Below are 15089 nucleotides of genomic sequence, written 5' to 3'. Positions count from 1 at the left end.
GATAAAGCAAGGCGGTGCCTCGGAAACGAATCTTCGTATCCAGGGAACCGCCTTGCTTTGTTTGTTCTGGATGTAAAATCAGAGTGTGCGGCGTAGGGCGGCACGCTGAAGGGTGATCATCCAGTCAACGGACGGCTCAACCAGCGGGTGAAAGAGCCGTTTAACTGACGGCTGAGCCAGCAATACGGTGAATAATACGGCGGTGAGCAGCAGGACTACTGCCCCAGCAGCATTGCCAATATAGGTGTAAATCCCAGAAACGGCAGCCAGACGAACGATAAAACCATGAAGCAGGAAGACATACAACGTGCGGCGTCCCCAGTCGGTCATGCGGCTCGCTCCGTAAGGTACAAGACCGAGGAAAGCGAGTGAAGCGACAATTTGTAGTCCGTACAGTCCCAGGCGGTATACGCCTGCATACCATACATTGGCATCAAGCTGCATATAGGTCATGTTGCCATATAACCAGCCAAAGGGAAATCCTGCTCCCCATGTAGCCATGATGGCAAGGAGTAGAACGGAGGCTGCTGCTGCAAAGATTTTGATATATTTCTGATAGAGCTTGACGAAGGTTTCGAAGGAGAAATGATAGCCGATAATGAAAAAAGGCAAATATACAAAGGTACGGCTGATGCTAAACCATACACCGTCCAGCTGGAGATATCCCACAGCCACCCCCGCTGTTACAGCGAAGAGGAGCTTAGCGGTTATTGACCATCTGCTCATTCCGAGCATCAGGAGGCGCCAGCAGGCATGACTGGCCAGAAACCATAGAAGCAGATAGGGTGCGAAAATGGAATGCTGGATGTTGCTTACATGAAAGAGGGAAACGTCGAGTGCGGAATATAAGCTTTGAAAAATGAGGTATTGCAATCCAATTTGCAGCAGCATTTTGCGGCCGGTAGTTCCGGCAAGGCTTTTTCTGGCGAAATAGCCGGTCACCAGTACGAACAGCGGCATGTGAAAGCTGAAAATCCACATATATAATCCGTGTATTCCGCTCATTTTGTTAATCAGAGGTTCAATTGCATTACCGGCAAAAACAGTGATAATAAGCATAAAACGCAGGTTGAGAAAAAAGGTTTCTCCGCGCGTTTCCAGCGAGTTTTCCCCTACCATGATTTAGCCTCCAAATTATGCTGTATGCAAATTAATTTAATTTTAAAATACTAGATTTTCTTTGATTTAATTGTGAATTAAGTCACAATAGAAAGCGTTATCATGTGTGCGAAATGTGGCGATGTGTTGAAGGTTGTTAGATTAGAGGGATTCCACTATAATTTTTATATGCATTAACATCTGGGAGTGGAACATGTTGAAGAGAAGAATAACTAAGCGTCGCGTCGCTATTTTTGTATTGATTATTTTAGTTGTAGCTGGGTTGCTGATATGGAAGTATTTAACGCCATATGCACCGGCTCAAGAAGCCGAAACCGCACTGATTTCAAGTGGCGGAGTTACCGTCGAACAGAATGATAATTGGATCTCGTTCGAACCTTCCATTACTAAAGGCGCCTCGATTATATTTTATCCCGGGGCTTTGGTTAAACCGGAAGCTTATTCCCCTCTTGCGAAGAGCGTCGCTGCTGCAGGGCATCCCTTCTACATCGCCAAAATGCCGTTTAATTTAGCTGTAACGAAGGGGGATGCTGCAGAAGAGATTATTCGTGTGCATCCGAAGCAATCTTTTGTGCTGGGTGGACATTCACTTGGGGGTGTCATGGCCTCACGTTACGCAATTGAGCATACGGACCAGCTGGAAGGTGTATTTTTCTTAGCCTCTTATCCAGATGAAAAGGGCAGTCTACGAGAGACTACTTTGTCAGTGTTATCAGTTGTGGGTACTGAGGATCAAGTGATTGACAGAGACAGCTACAACAAAGGGCGCTCCTATCTGCCAGATAATACAGTTTATAGTTCAATTGTAGGTGGGAATCATGCGCAATTTGGCAGCTACGGGCCTCAGAAGGGGGACGGCGAAGCCGCAATATCCGAGCAAGAGCAGCAGAGTCGCACAGTAAGTGCCCTGTTGGATTGGCTGGGAAATCTGAGGTAGTTACGGGTCATTCAACAGAGGGAGGAAACAATTCATGCCAGTATTACACATTAACGATGAATGCGTTCCCTGCTCTGGAATATTGTTTGATAAAGACGGGACATTACTCGATCTATTAGCCACCTGGGGGAATTGGGCGGAGCTTGTGCTGCGCGGACTGGAAGATCAACTAGCGATCATGGGAGCGGGATTTATTGTAGAGCGCAGCAAGGTGCTGGGTACGCAACATGATCCGCAAGGGAAGTTAATAGGGTACGACCCGGCGGGGCCGCTTACTATGGCTACAGAGGAAGAAAGTTACGGTGTACTCGCGTGGCAGCTATATGCAGCAGGAGTTCCTTGGAATGAAGCGCTGACCCGTGTGAAAAGCATAACTAAAAACGCAATGTACGAATTACGCCGACGCCGTATGGCACAGCCTTTAGCGGGACTTTATTCTTTTTTGGAGCAATGCTCTGCGGCATCCCTTAAGCTTGGCGTGGTTACCTCCGATGGGGCAAAGACCACCGGTGAGCATTTGGAATGGCTTAATGTGGCAGGCTATTTTGATTCGGTAGTTACTAGGGACAGGGTGAAAAACGGAAAACCCGCTCCTGAAATGGCTGAATTGGCCTGCCGGGAGCTAGGGCTTTCGCCTGAAGAGACGATTATTATTGGGGACAGTAATGCCGATATGCAATTAGGTAAAGGTGCAGGGCTTCGCCTCGCAATTGGGATTTCCGCCAGTGGTGATGGGGAGCACCTTATAGACGCAGATGTAATCATTTCCGGTTTTAATGAGCTTCGGATCACTTACTGATCAGCTAATAAAAGGAAAGGATGTGCTACTTAGCATGGATCAATTGCAGACACTTGCTTCTTGGATCAAAGAAAGTGACAACATCGTTTTTTTCGGAGGGGCGGGTACGTCGACAGAGAGTGGAATTCCCGATTTCCGCTCCGCAGCTGGATTATATCAAACTCAGCACAATTCACCTTATCCACCTGAAGTGATGCTGAGCCGCACTTTTTTCATGTCCTCACCGGACATTTTTTTTGATTTTTACCGCAGTAAAATGATTCATCCAGAGGCCCGTCCGAATGGTGCGCACCAGCTACTAGCGGAATTGGAACAGCAGGGGAAGCTGAAGGCGGTGATTACGCAAAATATTGACGGCCTGCACCAGCAGGCGGGTAGCCGTAGTGTACTTGAGCTGCATGGTTCGATCCATCGCAACTATTGTATGGACTGCTCACGGTATTACGGGCTGGATCAACTGCTGGAAATGACTGAGATCGTTCCTCGCTGCCCGGAATGTGGCGGAATTATCAAGCCGGATGTGGTTTTATATGAAGAAGAATTGGATCATTCCGTGCTTATGGGCTCTGTCGCTGCGATTGCCTCTGCAGATATGCTTATTATTGGCGGAACCTCGCTAACGGTTCAGCCTGCGGCCAGTCTGGTGACTTATTTCCGGGGCAAACGTACGGTGCTGCTGAACGGAGATCCCACACCTTATGATGACCGGGCGGATCTGCTGATTACAGATCGAATTGGAAAAGTAATGGGCAGTGTCAAGGATCTATTAAGCTAGATGGAAAAAGCTGTCCTTTGGTTTCTCTTGCCAGATTATTATTACGCTCAGAAGTTTAAAGATAAGGTAGGCTCACAACAGCGTGTAATGAGAGGCAGGGATAAGCAATGGTATATGTAGCAGACGATAAACGGTATGACAACATGCGTTATAATCGTTGCGGGAACTCAGGTCTCAAGCTCCCAGCAATCTCATTAGGATTATGGCAGAATTTTGGTGGGATCGATAATTACGAGAACGGCAGAGAAATGATCACTCGTGCTTTTGATCTTGGAATTACCCATTTTGATCTGGCCAACAACTATGGTCCACCAGCTGGTTCAGCAGAAGAGCTATTCGGTAAAGTTCTCGCCAATGATATGTTTCCTTATCGTGATGAAATAGTGATCTCTACAAAAGCAGGGTATAACATGTGGCCCGGCCCTTATGGCGAATGGGGTTCACGTAAATATATGCTGGCTAGTCTGGATCAGAGCCTGAAACGGCTAGGCCTAGATTATGTTGATATTTATTACTCTCATCGTCCAGACCCGGAAACACCGCTTGAAGAAACCATGCAGGCGCTGGATTATGCGGTACGTTCTGGCAAAGCTTTATATATAGGACTATCCAACTATAATGCGGAGCAGACGGCTGAAGCCCTCAGCATTCTAAAAAGCCTGGGCACACCGCTCTTAATCCATCAGCCTAGTTATTCTATGCTCGATCGTTGGATTGAGGGCGGCTTACAGGATGTACTGGAACAAAGTGGTGTAGGGAGCATCGCTTTTACACCCCTGGCTGAAGGTTTGTTAACCAACAAATACTTGAATGGTATTCCAGAGGGATCAAGGGCTGCCAAGCCGTCTGCCGCCTTGAATGAGAGCCGGATTACACCGGAGGTGCAGCGGAGGATTCGTGCACTTAATCAGCTTGCGGTTTCGCGAGGACAGAGTCTGGCTCAGTTTGCACTGGCTTGGACACTCCGGGGGGGCAAGGTTACTTCCGCCCTAATTGGAGCAAGCAGAGTGGATCAGATTGAAGAGAATATAGCTGCTTTAGCTAAGCCTGATTTCAGTCCAGAGGAGTTAGAGCGGATTGAAACGATTCTAAAGACAGAACTATAGCGTATTGAACACAGTAACAGCCCGGTTCCTTAAGTTAAGGAAGACGGGCTGTTGTTGTAAGGTGGATTTATGAATTAAAGGTCAAACTAACGTTCAGGTTTCTCTGCTTGTCTCGTTGTAGTCATCCGGTAAGCCGTCGGTGACTGGGCACAAAACCGTTTGAATTGGCGAGAGAAGTATAAAGCATCGGTGAGCCCCACGGATGCTGCTACCTGTTCCACAGACAGCTCCGGTCGTTCACGCAGCAGCTGTCTGGACTTTTCAATACGCAGCTTCAGCAAGTAGGTCACCGGAGATAATCCGGTCTCTTGCTTAAATACACGGGACAGGTAGGCTCGATTATAACCCAGCGTATCACACATTTGTTCAATAGAGACCGGGTGCGCATATTGAGAAGCCATATAGTGGATCATTTGCTTCACAGTACGCTTAACCTGTGATTCTGTTCCGGGAAGACGGGAGAAGGAAGAGAGCAAATCAGCTGCCTCGCCGACAATGAGATAGAGATACCCAAGCGAAGTCAGATGGGCACTTTCTTTGTTGGCGTTGAAGGCTTGCATGATGCTGGACAGGGCACCTGGAATGAGGCTTTCACCTGTTGTGGTCACCACGGGTTGTTGTGGTGTGAACCCCGTCTGCAGCACCAGATCGTCAGCTTCGCTGCCAGTAAATGCTGCCCAGCGATAGCACCAGGGCTGATCTTTATCAGAGACGTAACTGACTAATTGTCCCGGATGGATCAAGAAGCAGTCTCCTTTACCCAACTCATATTTATGATGTTCTGTACGGAAAACACCCGAGCCAGATTCTATGAAATGCAGCAAATAATAATCATAGATCTTGGGTCCAGCTTGATGCATGGGCAGTGTCTGACTCTGGCCGGCAAACAGTACATGAAGGTTCTGTTTATCGTAATACACGGGATTGGATCCTACGGAATAAGTATGCTCCATTTGGGACAGCCTTTCTTGTGTTAATGTCATTTAATGGCTTATAGTTTAGAGAGTAACAGTAATATATGTAATTATTATATTATGGGAAGTCACATTTATCCATACATTACACACATGATTGCATTATCAGAGGATGAGTGAATCTATTATAATGAGTACATAAAGAACGCTTTACTAATTCCCACTGGCTGAAGCAGCGAAAGGATGGAGTGGTATTAATGAGCATGCAGGAACTTAACAACAAATTTATTGAAAAATATGGGGTGAGCGAGGAAGAGGCTAAGGTGTTTTATGCACCAGGTCGTGTCAATCTCATCGGAGAGCACTTGGATTATAACGGCGGATATGTACTTCCCGCAGCTTTGGAATTCGGTACAACGCTGATTGTGCGTCCACGTAGTGACAGCAAAGTGAATTTTGCATCGACTAATTTTCCTTACGAAGCTTCTATTGATTATAGCGAAATTGGCAAGTCCAAAACTGGTGAATGGATTGACTATCCGATTGGGGTAATGGTTGAGCTGGATAAGAAAAGCACCCCGGTATCCAAAGGGTACGATCTGCTGTTCCATGGCGATATTCCGAATGGAGCAGGCTTGTCCTCCTCGGCATCTCTTGAAGTCGTTACTGCTTATGCGTTCCTGACTCTCGAAGGCGGCGATACAGACACTGTTGAGATTGCACTTTTGTCCCAGCGTGCGGAGAATCAGTACGTAGGTGTAAACTCCGGAATTATGGATCAGTTCGCAGTTGCTAACGGCAAACGCGATCATGCAATCCTGCTGATGTGCGACACACTTGAGTACAATTTGGTACCATTCATCACAGGTTCATATAAATTGGTTATCGGCAACACGAACAAACGCAGAGGGCTTGTAGATTCCAAGTACAATGAACGTCGTCAGCAGTGTGATGAGGCATTGGCTATTTTGCAAAAAGAAGTGCCTTCGCTAGCTTATCTGGCACAGCTCAATCGTGAACAGTTCGAAGCACATCAAGATAAAATCACAGACGAAATTGTAAGACGCCGCGCTCGCCATGTCGTGGCAGAGAATCAACGCGTGCTGGATTCCGTTGAGGTATTAAAAAACAATGATCTGAAGCAGTTTGGACAGTTCATGAATGATTCGCATGCGTCCTTGCGCGATTTGTATGAAGTTAGCTGTGCAGAGCTTGATATTATGGTTGAAGAAGCTGGACGTATCCCAGGTACACTCGGTTCCCGTATGACTGGCGCGGGTTTCGGAGGTTGTACAGTATCTTTGGTACATGAAGATGATATAGAACGTTTCATTCGTGAAGTTGGTGAAGCCTATACCACAAGATCTGGTTTGGTTGGCGAGTTCTACGTTTGCGGCATCGGTAATGGTGTCCAAGAATTGAAGGGAGTGTAATCAGATGGCGATTTTAGTAACAGGTGGAGCAGGGTATATTGGGTCTCATACTGTAGCGGAGCTGCTGGATCGTGGCGAAGAAGTGGTGGTCATCGACAATCTGCTAACAGGGCATCGTGAGGCGTTGCTGGGTGGCAAGCTGTACGAAGGTGATCTGCGTGATAAAGAACTGCTGGGTAAGCTGTTCGCTGAAAATGAGATTGAAGCGGTTATCCATTTTGCCGCAAGCTCGCTGGTCGGAGAAAGCATGAAGGACCCTGTAAAATATTACGACAACAATGTATATGGTACACAGTGTCTTTTGGAAGCTATGCAAAAAGCTGGCGTAAACAAGATCGTATTCTCGTCCACAGCTGCAACCTACGGCGAACCGGAAAAGGTGCCGATTGAAGAAACAGATCGCACTGAACCGGCCAATGTGTATGGAGAAACTAAGCTGACCATGGAACGGATGATGGCTTGGTTTGATAAAGTACTGGGCATCAAATATGTAGCATTGCGTTACTTCAATGCAGCTGGCGCACATGCCAGTGGCAAAATCGGTGAAGACCATCGTCCAGAAAGTCATTTGGTGCCGCTGGTATTGCAAACGGCTTTGAAGCAACGTGACAGTATCGCTGTTTTCGGAGATGACTATCCTACAGAAGACGGTACTTGTGTGCGCGACTACATCCATGTCAGCGATCTGGCTGACGCCCATGTCCGTGCGGTAACTTACCTGCGCAGCGGAAGCAGCAGCAATATTTTCAACCTGGGCAATGGACTTGGATTCTCGGTAAAACAGGTGATTGAAACGGCGAAGAAGGTTACTGGACTTGAAATTCCTGTAGTCATTCAAGAACGCCGTGCCGGCGATCCTGCTGTGCTGGTAGCTTCCTCCGACAAAGCGCGTAGCGTCCTTGGATGGAACCCGCAGCATGCAGATTTGGAAGATATCATTCAAAGTGCATGGAACTGGCACTCTGCCAATCCGCAAGGATACGGAGAATAAGGGACTTTAGGTTAGCTTATCTTGAACTTGAGACCCTACTTAAGGAGAATTAAAATGCACAACGAGAATAAGATTACGCCTGCTGGCCAGATAGCATTACATGCGATTGAGCAGCTTGTTCTGTTCGCACTGCGCCAGCAGCTTATAGCTCCATCCGATGAAGATTATAGCCGTAATGTGCTGCTCGAACAGTTTGGTTTCAGTGAGCCGCTTGTAGGTGACATCGATCAAAGTGCATTGGAAGGGCCGCAGGCTCCACTCGATGCACTGATTGATTATGGTTTTGAAATCGGATTGATCCCAGAGAATAGTGACACTTACCGTGACTTGCTGGACGCCAAGATTATGGGACTTCTCATGGCCCGTCCTTCGGATGTAAATGCTGAATTCTATAGTCTGACTGCTGAAAAAGGCATCTCCGCGGCTACAGACCGTTTTTATAAATTGAGCATTGATTCGAACTATATTCGGATGGATCGGATCTCCAAGAATGTCTACTGGCTGCAGGATTCGCCGTACGGAGACATTGAAATGACGATCAATTTGTCCAAGCCTGAGAAAAATCCGAAGGAAATTGCGATGGCTCGGCTGCTCCCGCCGCCAGTCTATCCGAAATGTCTGCTGTGCCGTGAGAATGTAGGTTATGCCGGACGGATCAATCATCCGCCGCGCCAGAACCTGCGTATCATTCCGCTTAACCTGAATAATGAAAAATGGTTCTTCCAATACTCGCCATATGTTTATTACAATGAGCACTGCATTGTATTCCATCATGATCATGTGCCAATGAAGCTTACCAAGGATACCTTGAAGCGGCTGCTTAGCTTCGTGGAATCATTTCCGCATTATTTTATTGGCTCAAATGCAGACTTGCCGATTGTTGGCGGCTCTATTCTGACGCATGACCATTTTCAGGGCGGACGCCACACGTTCCCGATTCAAAAAGCGCCTAAGGAAGATACATTTACACATGCTTCTTATCCGGGTGTCAGCATTAATATCGTAAAATGGCCGATGTCCGTATTGCGCTTAAATGGTGAAGATCCTGCGGTTCTACTGGAATGCGGAAATGCGCTTTATGAAGCTTGGAAAGCCTACAGCGATCCAGAGGCGGAAGTGCTAGCCTTTAGTGAGGTTGACGGTGAAGTACAACCTCATAATACCGTTACTCCTATCGTCCGCCGGGCCGAGGACGGCAGCTTCGAGATGGATCTTGTGCTGCGGAATAACCGGACTAATGAGCAATATCCTGAAGGGATTTTTCATCCACACCGGGAAATGCATCATATCAAAAAAGAAAACATCGGCTTGATTGAAGTTATGGGACTGGCGATTCTGCCGGGCCGTTTGAAGGAAGAACTTGATTCCATCGCAGGTATTCTTGCAGGAGATCAAGCGCTGTTAGAAGCGGTGAAGAATGACCCTAGTCATTCTCTTGCGCAGCATGCGGCTTGGATTCAGGAGCTGGTGGAGAGATTCGGAACTGCACTGCAACACGAGGAAGCGCTCAAGATTGTGCAGAACGAAGTTGGCATCAAGTTTACGCATATTCTTGAACACGCTGGCGTTTACAAACGGACTCCAGAAGGTCAAGCGGCTTTCCGCCGTTTTGTAACTAGCTTCGGTGCTTTGTAGTAAGTGAATTTAGATTTAAGGATGTCCTCAAGCCTATGGGCTTGGGGCATCTTTTTTTATTCGGAATGACGAAATCCAGCCACCTAATTTGAATGCGGGTAATCAGAGGTTTATAATACGAAGGAGTAAGACATTATGAATTAACTACTGGAGGTTTACACATATGCGTAAATTTGAATTTTATAATCCTACCAAGCTGATTTTTGGACAGGGTACCCTTGAAGCCTTGAAGACGGAGGTTCCTAAGTACGGTAAAAATGTGCTTTTGATGTACGGTGGTGGCAGTATCAAGCGCAGTGGTTTGTACGATAAAGTAGTTGCTGAGCTGAGTTCAATAGGCGCTACAGTGACTGAACTCTCTGGAGTAGAACCCAATCCACGTCTTTCCACAGTACATAAAGGCGTAGAGCTGTGCCGGGAGCATAATATTGACCTTGTTCTCGCAGTAGGGGGCGGAAGCGTATTGGACTGTGCAAAAGCTGTTGCTGTTGGAGCGAAATATGATGGTGATATGTGGGACTTTGTAGAGCGTAAAGCAGCGGCCCAAGACGCGCTTCCACTGGGCACAGTGCTGACAATGGCTGCTACGGGATCTGAAATGAATAACGGCTCTGTAATCACAAACGAGGTTACTAAGGAAAAAATGGGCTGGGGCAGCGTGCATGCCTACCCGGCATTTTCGATTCTTGATCCAGAGAACACTTTTTCTCTGCCACGTGATCAGACCGTTTATGGCATGGTGGATATCATGTCACATGTTCTGGAGCACTATTTCCATACAGACGGCAATACACCGGTACAAGACGGTTTCTGTGAAACTTTGCTGCGCACTGTAATTGAAACCGCGCCGAAGCTTATCAAAGATCTGAATAACTACGAGCTGCGTGAGACCATCATGTACTGCGGTACGATGGCGCTTAACGGAATGGTCAGCATGGGTTTTGCCGGAGATTGGGCGACTCATAATATCGAGCATGCAGTATCGGCTGTATACGATATTCCGCATGGCGGAGGTTTGGCGATTTTGTTCCCGCAATGGATGAAATATAACCTCAGCACAAACCCTGCACGTTTCCGCAAGCTTGCGGTAAATGTGTTCGGAGTTGATCCTGCTGGCAAGACTGATGAAGAAATCGGGTTGGAGGGTATCGAGGCTCTGCGTAATTTCTGGGATTCCATCGGTGCGCCGAAGACACTTGGTGATTATGATATTGATGACAGCGAGATCGGCAGTATGGCTGACAAGGCTGTTCGTTTCGGAGCGTTTGGTAATTTCCGCAAGCTTGAGCGTGAAGATGTAGTTGAGATTTATAAAATGGCTTTGTAAGTAACTCTTCTACGGAAAGAGACCATTTGTCTTTATTCAAGAAGCCGCAATAGAATGTCAAAGAAGCGGATCCTCCGTTAATGGAGGATCCGCTTTTTTGTGTTTATGGTCTAGTGTGACTTGCTCCTCTTGCACAACTTCACTCGCCCACGTCCCAAGTTCCGCTACCGCCGACTGCACCTCCTATGCTTCTGACCGTAAACTCCGCTGCCGCTGACCGTACCTCCGCTGTCGCTGGCCGCGCCTCCGCTGCTGCTGTCCGAACCTCCGCTGCCGCTGACCGCGCCTCCGCTGCCGCTGTCCGAACCTCCGCTGCCGCTGACCGCGCCTCATCAATCACTGTTCGCACCCGTAATCTAATCCGTCGACCGTCCTCGGGAGTCTTACGGACCCAGCTGACGTTATTTGCGAATTTTCAGCCTTTTGAGCAAGTTTTCGGACACCAGAGACACTATTGCTTCGAAATGGTCTTTTATTTGCTGGTTTTTATGCCAATAGGGGCTATGCGGTCCGATAGCATACCAAATGTCGGATAAATCGGCGAATAGGGTCTGCTGAGTCCGATAGGCCGAGGCGTAAGCAGCATAGCCTCTTCATACGCGCGAGAGTGTTACCTAACCAACTAGGGTTTGTATGATCCCCACACGACTGATTCCTCTACCAATACACGCCTACCCTACGGACCCAGCTGACGTTATCTGCGAATTTCCAGCGTTTTGAGCAAGTTTTCGGACACCAGAGACACTATTGCTTCGAAATGGTCTTATATTTGTTGTTTTTCATGCCAATAGAGACTATGCGGTCCGATAGCATAACAAATGTCGGAAAAATCGGCGAATAGGGTCTGTTGAGTCCGATGGGCCGAGGCGCGTAAGCAGCATAGCCTCTTCATACGCGCGAGAGTGTTACCTAACAAACTAGGGTTTGTAAGATCCCCTCACGACTGATTCCTCTTCCAATATACGGCCTACCTTAGGACCCAGCTGATGTTATATGCGAATTTTCAGCCTTTTGAGCAAGTTTTCGGACACCAGAGACACTATTGCTTCGAAATGGTCTTTTATTTGCTGGTTTTTATGCCAATAGAGACTATGCGGTCCGATAGCATAACAAATGTCGGAAAAATCGGCGAATAGGGTCTGCTGAGTCCGATGGGCCGAGGCGCGTAAGCAGCATAGTATCTTCATACGCGCGAGAGTGTTACCTAACAAACTAGGGTTTGTTAGATCCCCTCACGACTGATTCCTCTACCAATACACGCCTACCCCACGGTCCCAGCTGATGTTATTTGCAAATTTTCAGCCTTTTGAGCAAGTTTTCGGACACCAGAGACACTACAAATTTTGCTGTTTAGATTAAGTAACTTTCCAACAAAAATCAGCGCCTCAGCAACTATTGGACGGCTTTGGGACAACCCCATCGTATGTAATAAAACAGTGTCAATGTGCGTATGCTTATCCTCTGAATGGAACTTATTTGGGTGAATATCCAAAGATTGTGAAACCAAGGACCTACTTTGTACGTTTAATGTAATATGACAGTCCTGATTGAAGACAGGAGGAAATAAAAATGCAAACGCTGTATTTAGGCTGCTTGGCGCTAGGCGTCATATTTGCCATAGTCAGCGTCCTGGTGGGCGATGTGATCGGAGATGCCTTGCATGGGGCCTTTGATTTCGTATCTGTAGATTTTCTGAATCCCACCGTGCTGGCAGGAGGAATAACCGTGTTCGGCGGAGCGGGCATTCTTCTAACCCGGTACAGCGCTCTGGAGGCTGGGGCGATCATTGCTTTGTCTTTGTTAGCCGCCGCTTTTTTGGGAGTACTTATGTATCTAGGGGTGGTTAAGCCCATGGAAAAAAGCGAAATGTCCAATGGTTTCTCAATGAGTGATCTGCCTGGTAAGATCGGGGAAATCACAATTCCTGTTCCCGCCACTGGTTATGGTGAGATTATGGTAAAGTTTGGCGCCGGCAATAGCCTGCATACGGCAGCAAGCTTTGATCATGAGCTGCTTCCGGCAGGGATTAAAGTTGTTGTAGTGGAGGTTAGAGAAGGCGTTGCATTGGTGTCAGAATTCGAAAAGAGAAGAGGAGTGGATCTTTAATGTTCGGTATTCCTGAGTATTTGTTAGTCCCTGCTGTTGTCGTTGCTGTTTTGTTTGTGCTAGGTATCGCATTCTGGGCACGTTACAAAACGGTTGGACCCGATGAAGGGATGATCGTAACGGGGTCGTTCTTAGGGAAAAATCATATTTCAGACGATGGTTCTGGTCGTAAAATAAAGATTGTACGCGGGGGCGGGGCCTTTATACTCCCAGTCTTTCAGAAGGCTGAATTTATGTCGCTTCTTTCTCATAAACTCGATGTGACGACCCCGGAAGTATACACCGAACAAGGGGTTCCGGTTATTGCCGACGGCGTAGCGATCATTAAAGTGGGTAGCTCAACGGAAGATGTGGCGACAGCTGCTGAGCAATTTATGGGCAAACCGATTGAAGCACTGAAGAGCGAAGCACAAGAAGTTCTTGAAGGTCATCTGCGGGCCATTCTCGGTTCGATGACCGTTGAGGAAGTATATCGTAACCGTGACCGCTTTGCGCAAGAGGTTCAAGGCGTGGCGGCACGTGATCTTAAGAAAATGGGTCTACAAATTGTTTCCTTTACCATCAAGGATGTGCGAGACAAACATGGATATCTAGAGGCACTGGGTAAACCGCGGATAGCTGCTGTGAAGCGGGATGCAGAGATCGCTGAAGCAGAAGCAGTGCGGGATGCGAGAATTCAAAAGGCAAACGCAGAAGAGCAAGGGCAAAAAGCTGAGCTGCTGCGGGATACGAATATTGCCGAAGCCTCTAAGGAAAACCAGCTTAAGGTGGCTGCGTTTAAACGGGATCAGGATACAGCGAAAGCGGAAGCCGACCAGGCTTATCATATTCAAGAGGCACGTGCAAAGCAGACCGTTGTTGAAGAACAGATGAAGGTTGAGCTGGTACGTAAGGAACGTGAAATCGATTTGCAAGCCAAAGAAATTCAAGTTCGCGAGAAGCAGTATGATGCTGAAGTGAAGAAAAAAGCAGAAGCGGATCGTTATGCAGTAGAGCAAGCGGCGGAAGCCGATAAGGCGAAGAGAATGCGTGAGGCAGATGCCTTGCAATATAGTATTGAAACGCAAGCAAAAGCGACATCTGAGCAGAAGCGTCTTGAAGGTCAAGCGATGGCGGATGCAGAGCTGGCTAAAGGTACAGCGGATGCTGAGGTTATCCGGTTGCGCGGTCTAGCGGAAGCAGAAGCCAAAGAGAAACTGGCGGAAGCTTTCCAGAAATTCGGCGAAGCAGCGGTGCTCGACATCATCGTCAAAATGCTGCCTGATTTGGCTGGCCAAATTGCGAAGCCGCTGGCATCTATTGATAAACTTACCGTTGTAGATACCGGTAACGGGGAAGGTGCAGCCCGGGTCAGCAATTATGTGACTCAGCTAATGTCCACCGCTCCAGAGATGTTGAAGAGCGTCTCAGGGATTGATGTAGAGGCACTGATCAAGGGGTTGACCACTAAAGCTTCCGGAAGCAAAGGAGCATCAGTTACACCAGTCGCACCTGTTGCACCAGCTACACCTGCAACTTATATTCAGCCATCAGTAAAATCTAGTACAGCCGGCGAGACTTTAACTTCTGTGCCTGAACAAAAGGAAAAATAGTTTATTGCAATTTATATTGATTTAGTTTACTTAAGGTATGACTGGCAAAGCTGCTGGTCATACCTTAATCTTTATGTTTGATCTAAATTAGACAACATGATAAAAAGCTCCTGCGTTGACAGGTGATTTTTGATGAAGCTTATAGCTTATCGGCATCCCGTGGGAATTATTGTATATACAGACATCGACGCTTTCACTGGTGTTTAAAGATTTTTTCAGGTAAAATAAAAGCCTTTAAGGCTGTTCACTCTGATCTACTAGCTTAGTAAGGACACAGAGTGTTCTTCTAATATGCAATTCTTGGTGTTATGATGGTAGCAAAGCTTGTGTTCATCGTACGATTTCTTATTGCGTA

At 47.3% G+C, this 15089-nt stretch carries 13 protein-coding genes; 10 read left to right on the top strand and 3 right to left on the bottom strand.

What is annotated here, in order from left to right:
* Positions 1–78: 78 nt before the first annotated feature.
* Positions 79–1119 carry a fucose 4-O-acetylase gene (locus tag MKY63_RS02320; protein WP_036680982.1) on the bottom strand — a complete coding sequence of 347 codons (1041 nt, stop codon included), beginning with the start codon at positions 1117–1119 and terminating at the stop codon, positions 79–81.
* A 193-nt stretch (positions 1120–1312) separates the two neighbouring features.
* Between MKY63_RS02320 and MKY63_RS02315 the strand changes: the two genes are divergently transcribed.
* The 4 genes from MKY63_RS02315 to mgrA all read left to right on the top strand — a co-directional run bounded on the left by MKY63_RS02315 (position 1313) and on the right by mgrA (position 4736).
* Positions 1313–2056, top strand: a complete 744-nt coding sequence (locus MKY63_RS02315) for an alpha/beta hydrolase (protein ID WP_339811395.1) — start codon at positions 1313–1315, stop codon at positions 2054–2056.
* Positions 2057–2090: 34 nt separating this feature from the next.
* Entirely contained in the window at positions 2091–2855 is a 765-nt protein-coding gene (locus MKY63_RS02310) for an HAD-IA family hydrolase (protein WP_076104931.1), read from the top strand.
* A gap of 34 nt (positions 2856–2889) precedes the next feature.
* Positions 2890–3630 carry an NAD-dependent protein deacylase gene (locus tag MKY63_RS02305; protein ID WP_076104932.1) on the top strand — a complete coding sequence of 247 codons (741 nt, stop codon included), beginning with the start codon at positions 2890–2892 and terminating at the stop codon, positions 3628–3630.
* Positions 3631–3737: 107 nt separating this feature from the next.
* Complete coding sequence (gene mgrA, locus MKY63_RS02300; protein WP_036680989.1) at positions 3738–4736, top strand: L-glyceraldehyde 3-phosphate reductase; 999 nt, start codon at positions 3738–3740, stop codon at positions 4734–4736.
* 86 nt (positions 4737–4822) lie between these two features.
* On the opposite strand, the gene MKY63_RS02295 is transcribed toward mgrA, so the two are convergent.
* The gene (locus MKY63_RS02295) at positions 4823–5689 is read right to left on the bottom strand and encodes an AraC family transcriptional regulator (protein ID WP_036680991.1); all 867 of its coding nucleotides are present in this window, start codon (positions 5687–5689) and stop codon (positions 4823–4825) included.
* Between the two features lie 218 nt (positions 5690–5907).
* Here MKY63_RS02295 and MKY63_RS02290 point away from each other — a divergent pair, with 218 nt between their 5' ends.
* From MKY63_RS02290 to MKY63_RS02275, 4 genes are all read left to right on the top strand, one after another.
* Positions 5908–7083, top strand: a complete 1176-nt coding sequence (locus MKY63_RS02290) for a galactokinase (protein ID WP_339811390.1) — start codon at positions 5908–5910, stop codon at positions 7081–7083.
* Positions 7084–7087: 4 nt separating this feature from the next.
* A complete protein-coding gene (gene galE, locus MKY63_RS02285; RefSeq protein ID WP_036680993.1) occupies positions 7088–8074 on the top strand; it encodes a UDP-glucose 4-epimerase GalE in 987 nt (328 codons plus the stop codon).
* Between the two features lie 54 nt (positions 8075–8128).
* Positions 8129–9709 carry a UDP-glucose--hexose-1-phosphate uridylyltransferase gene (locus MKY63_RS02280; RefSeq protein WP_076104935.1) on the top strand — a complete coding sequence of 527 codons (1581 nt, stop codon included), beginning with the start codon at positions 8129–8131 and terminating at the stop codon, positions 9707–9709.
* Positions 9710–9872: 163 nt separating this feature from the next.
* Entirely contained in the window at positions 9873–11036 is a 1164-nt protein-coding gene (locus MKY63_RS02275; RefSeq protein ID WP_076104936.1) for an iron-containing alcohol dehydrogenase, read from the top strand.
* 139 nt (positions 11037–11175) lie between these two features.
* Here the strand turns inward: MKY63_RS02275 and MKY63_RS02270 are convergent, their stop codons facing one another.
* A complete protein-coding gene (locus MKY63_RS02270) occupies positions 11176–11385 on the bottom strand; it encodes a hypothetical protein (protein WP_339811384.1) in 210 nt (69 codons plus the stop codon).
* Positions 11386–12605: 1220 nt separating this feature from the next.
* On the opposite strand from MKY63_RS02270, the gene MKY63_RS02265 reads away from it, so the two are divergent.
* Both MKY63_RS02265 and MKY63_RS02260 read left to right on the top strand, forming a co-directional pair.
* Positions 12606–13142 carry a hypothetical protein gene (locus MKY63_RS02265; RefSeq protein WP_036683577.1) on the top strand — a complete coding sequence of 179 codons (537 nt, stop codon included), beginning with the start codon at positions 12606–12608 and terminating at the stop codon, positions 13140–13142.
* Positions 13142–14734: a flotillin family protein gene (locus tag MKY63_RS02260; RefSeq protein ID WP_076301366.1), complete on the top strand. Its 1593-nt coding sequence runs from the start codon at positions 13142–13144 to the stop codon at positions 14732–14734. Before MKY63_RS02265 ends, MKY63_RS02260 begins: the two co-directional genes overlap by 1 nt.
* The last annotated feature ends 355 nt before the right edge of the window (positions 14735–15089 follow it).

The organism is Paenibacillus sp. FSL R7-0189 (assembly GCF_037969925.1).
GTDB classification, from domain to species: Bacteria; Bacillota; Bacilli; order Paenibacillales; family Paenibacillaceae; genus Paenibacillus_AQ; species Paenibacillus_AQ odorifer.
Note: the sequence above shows the minus strand (reverse complement) of the source record. Positions and strands in the feature narration are given on the sequence as shown.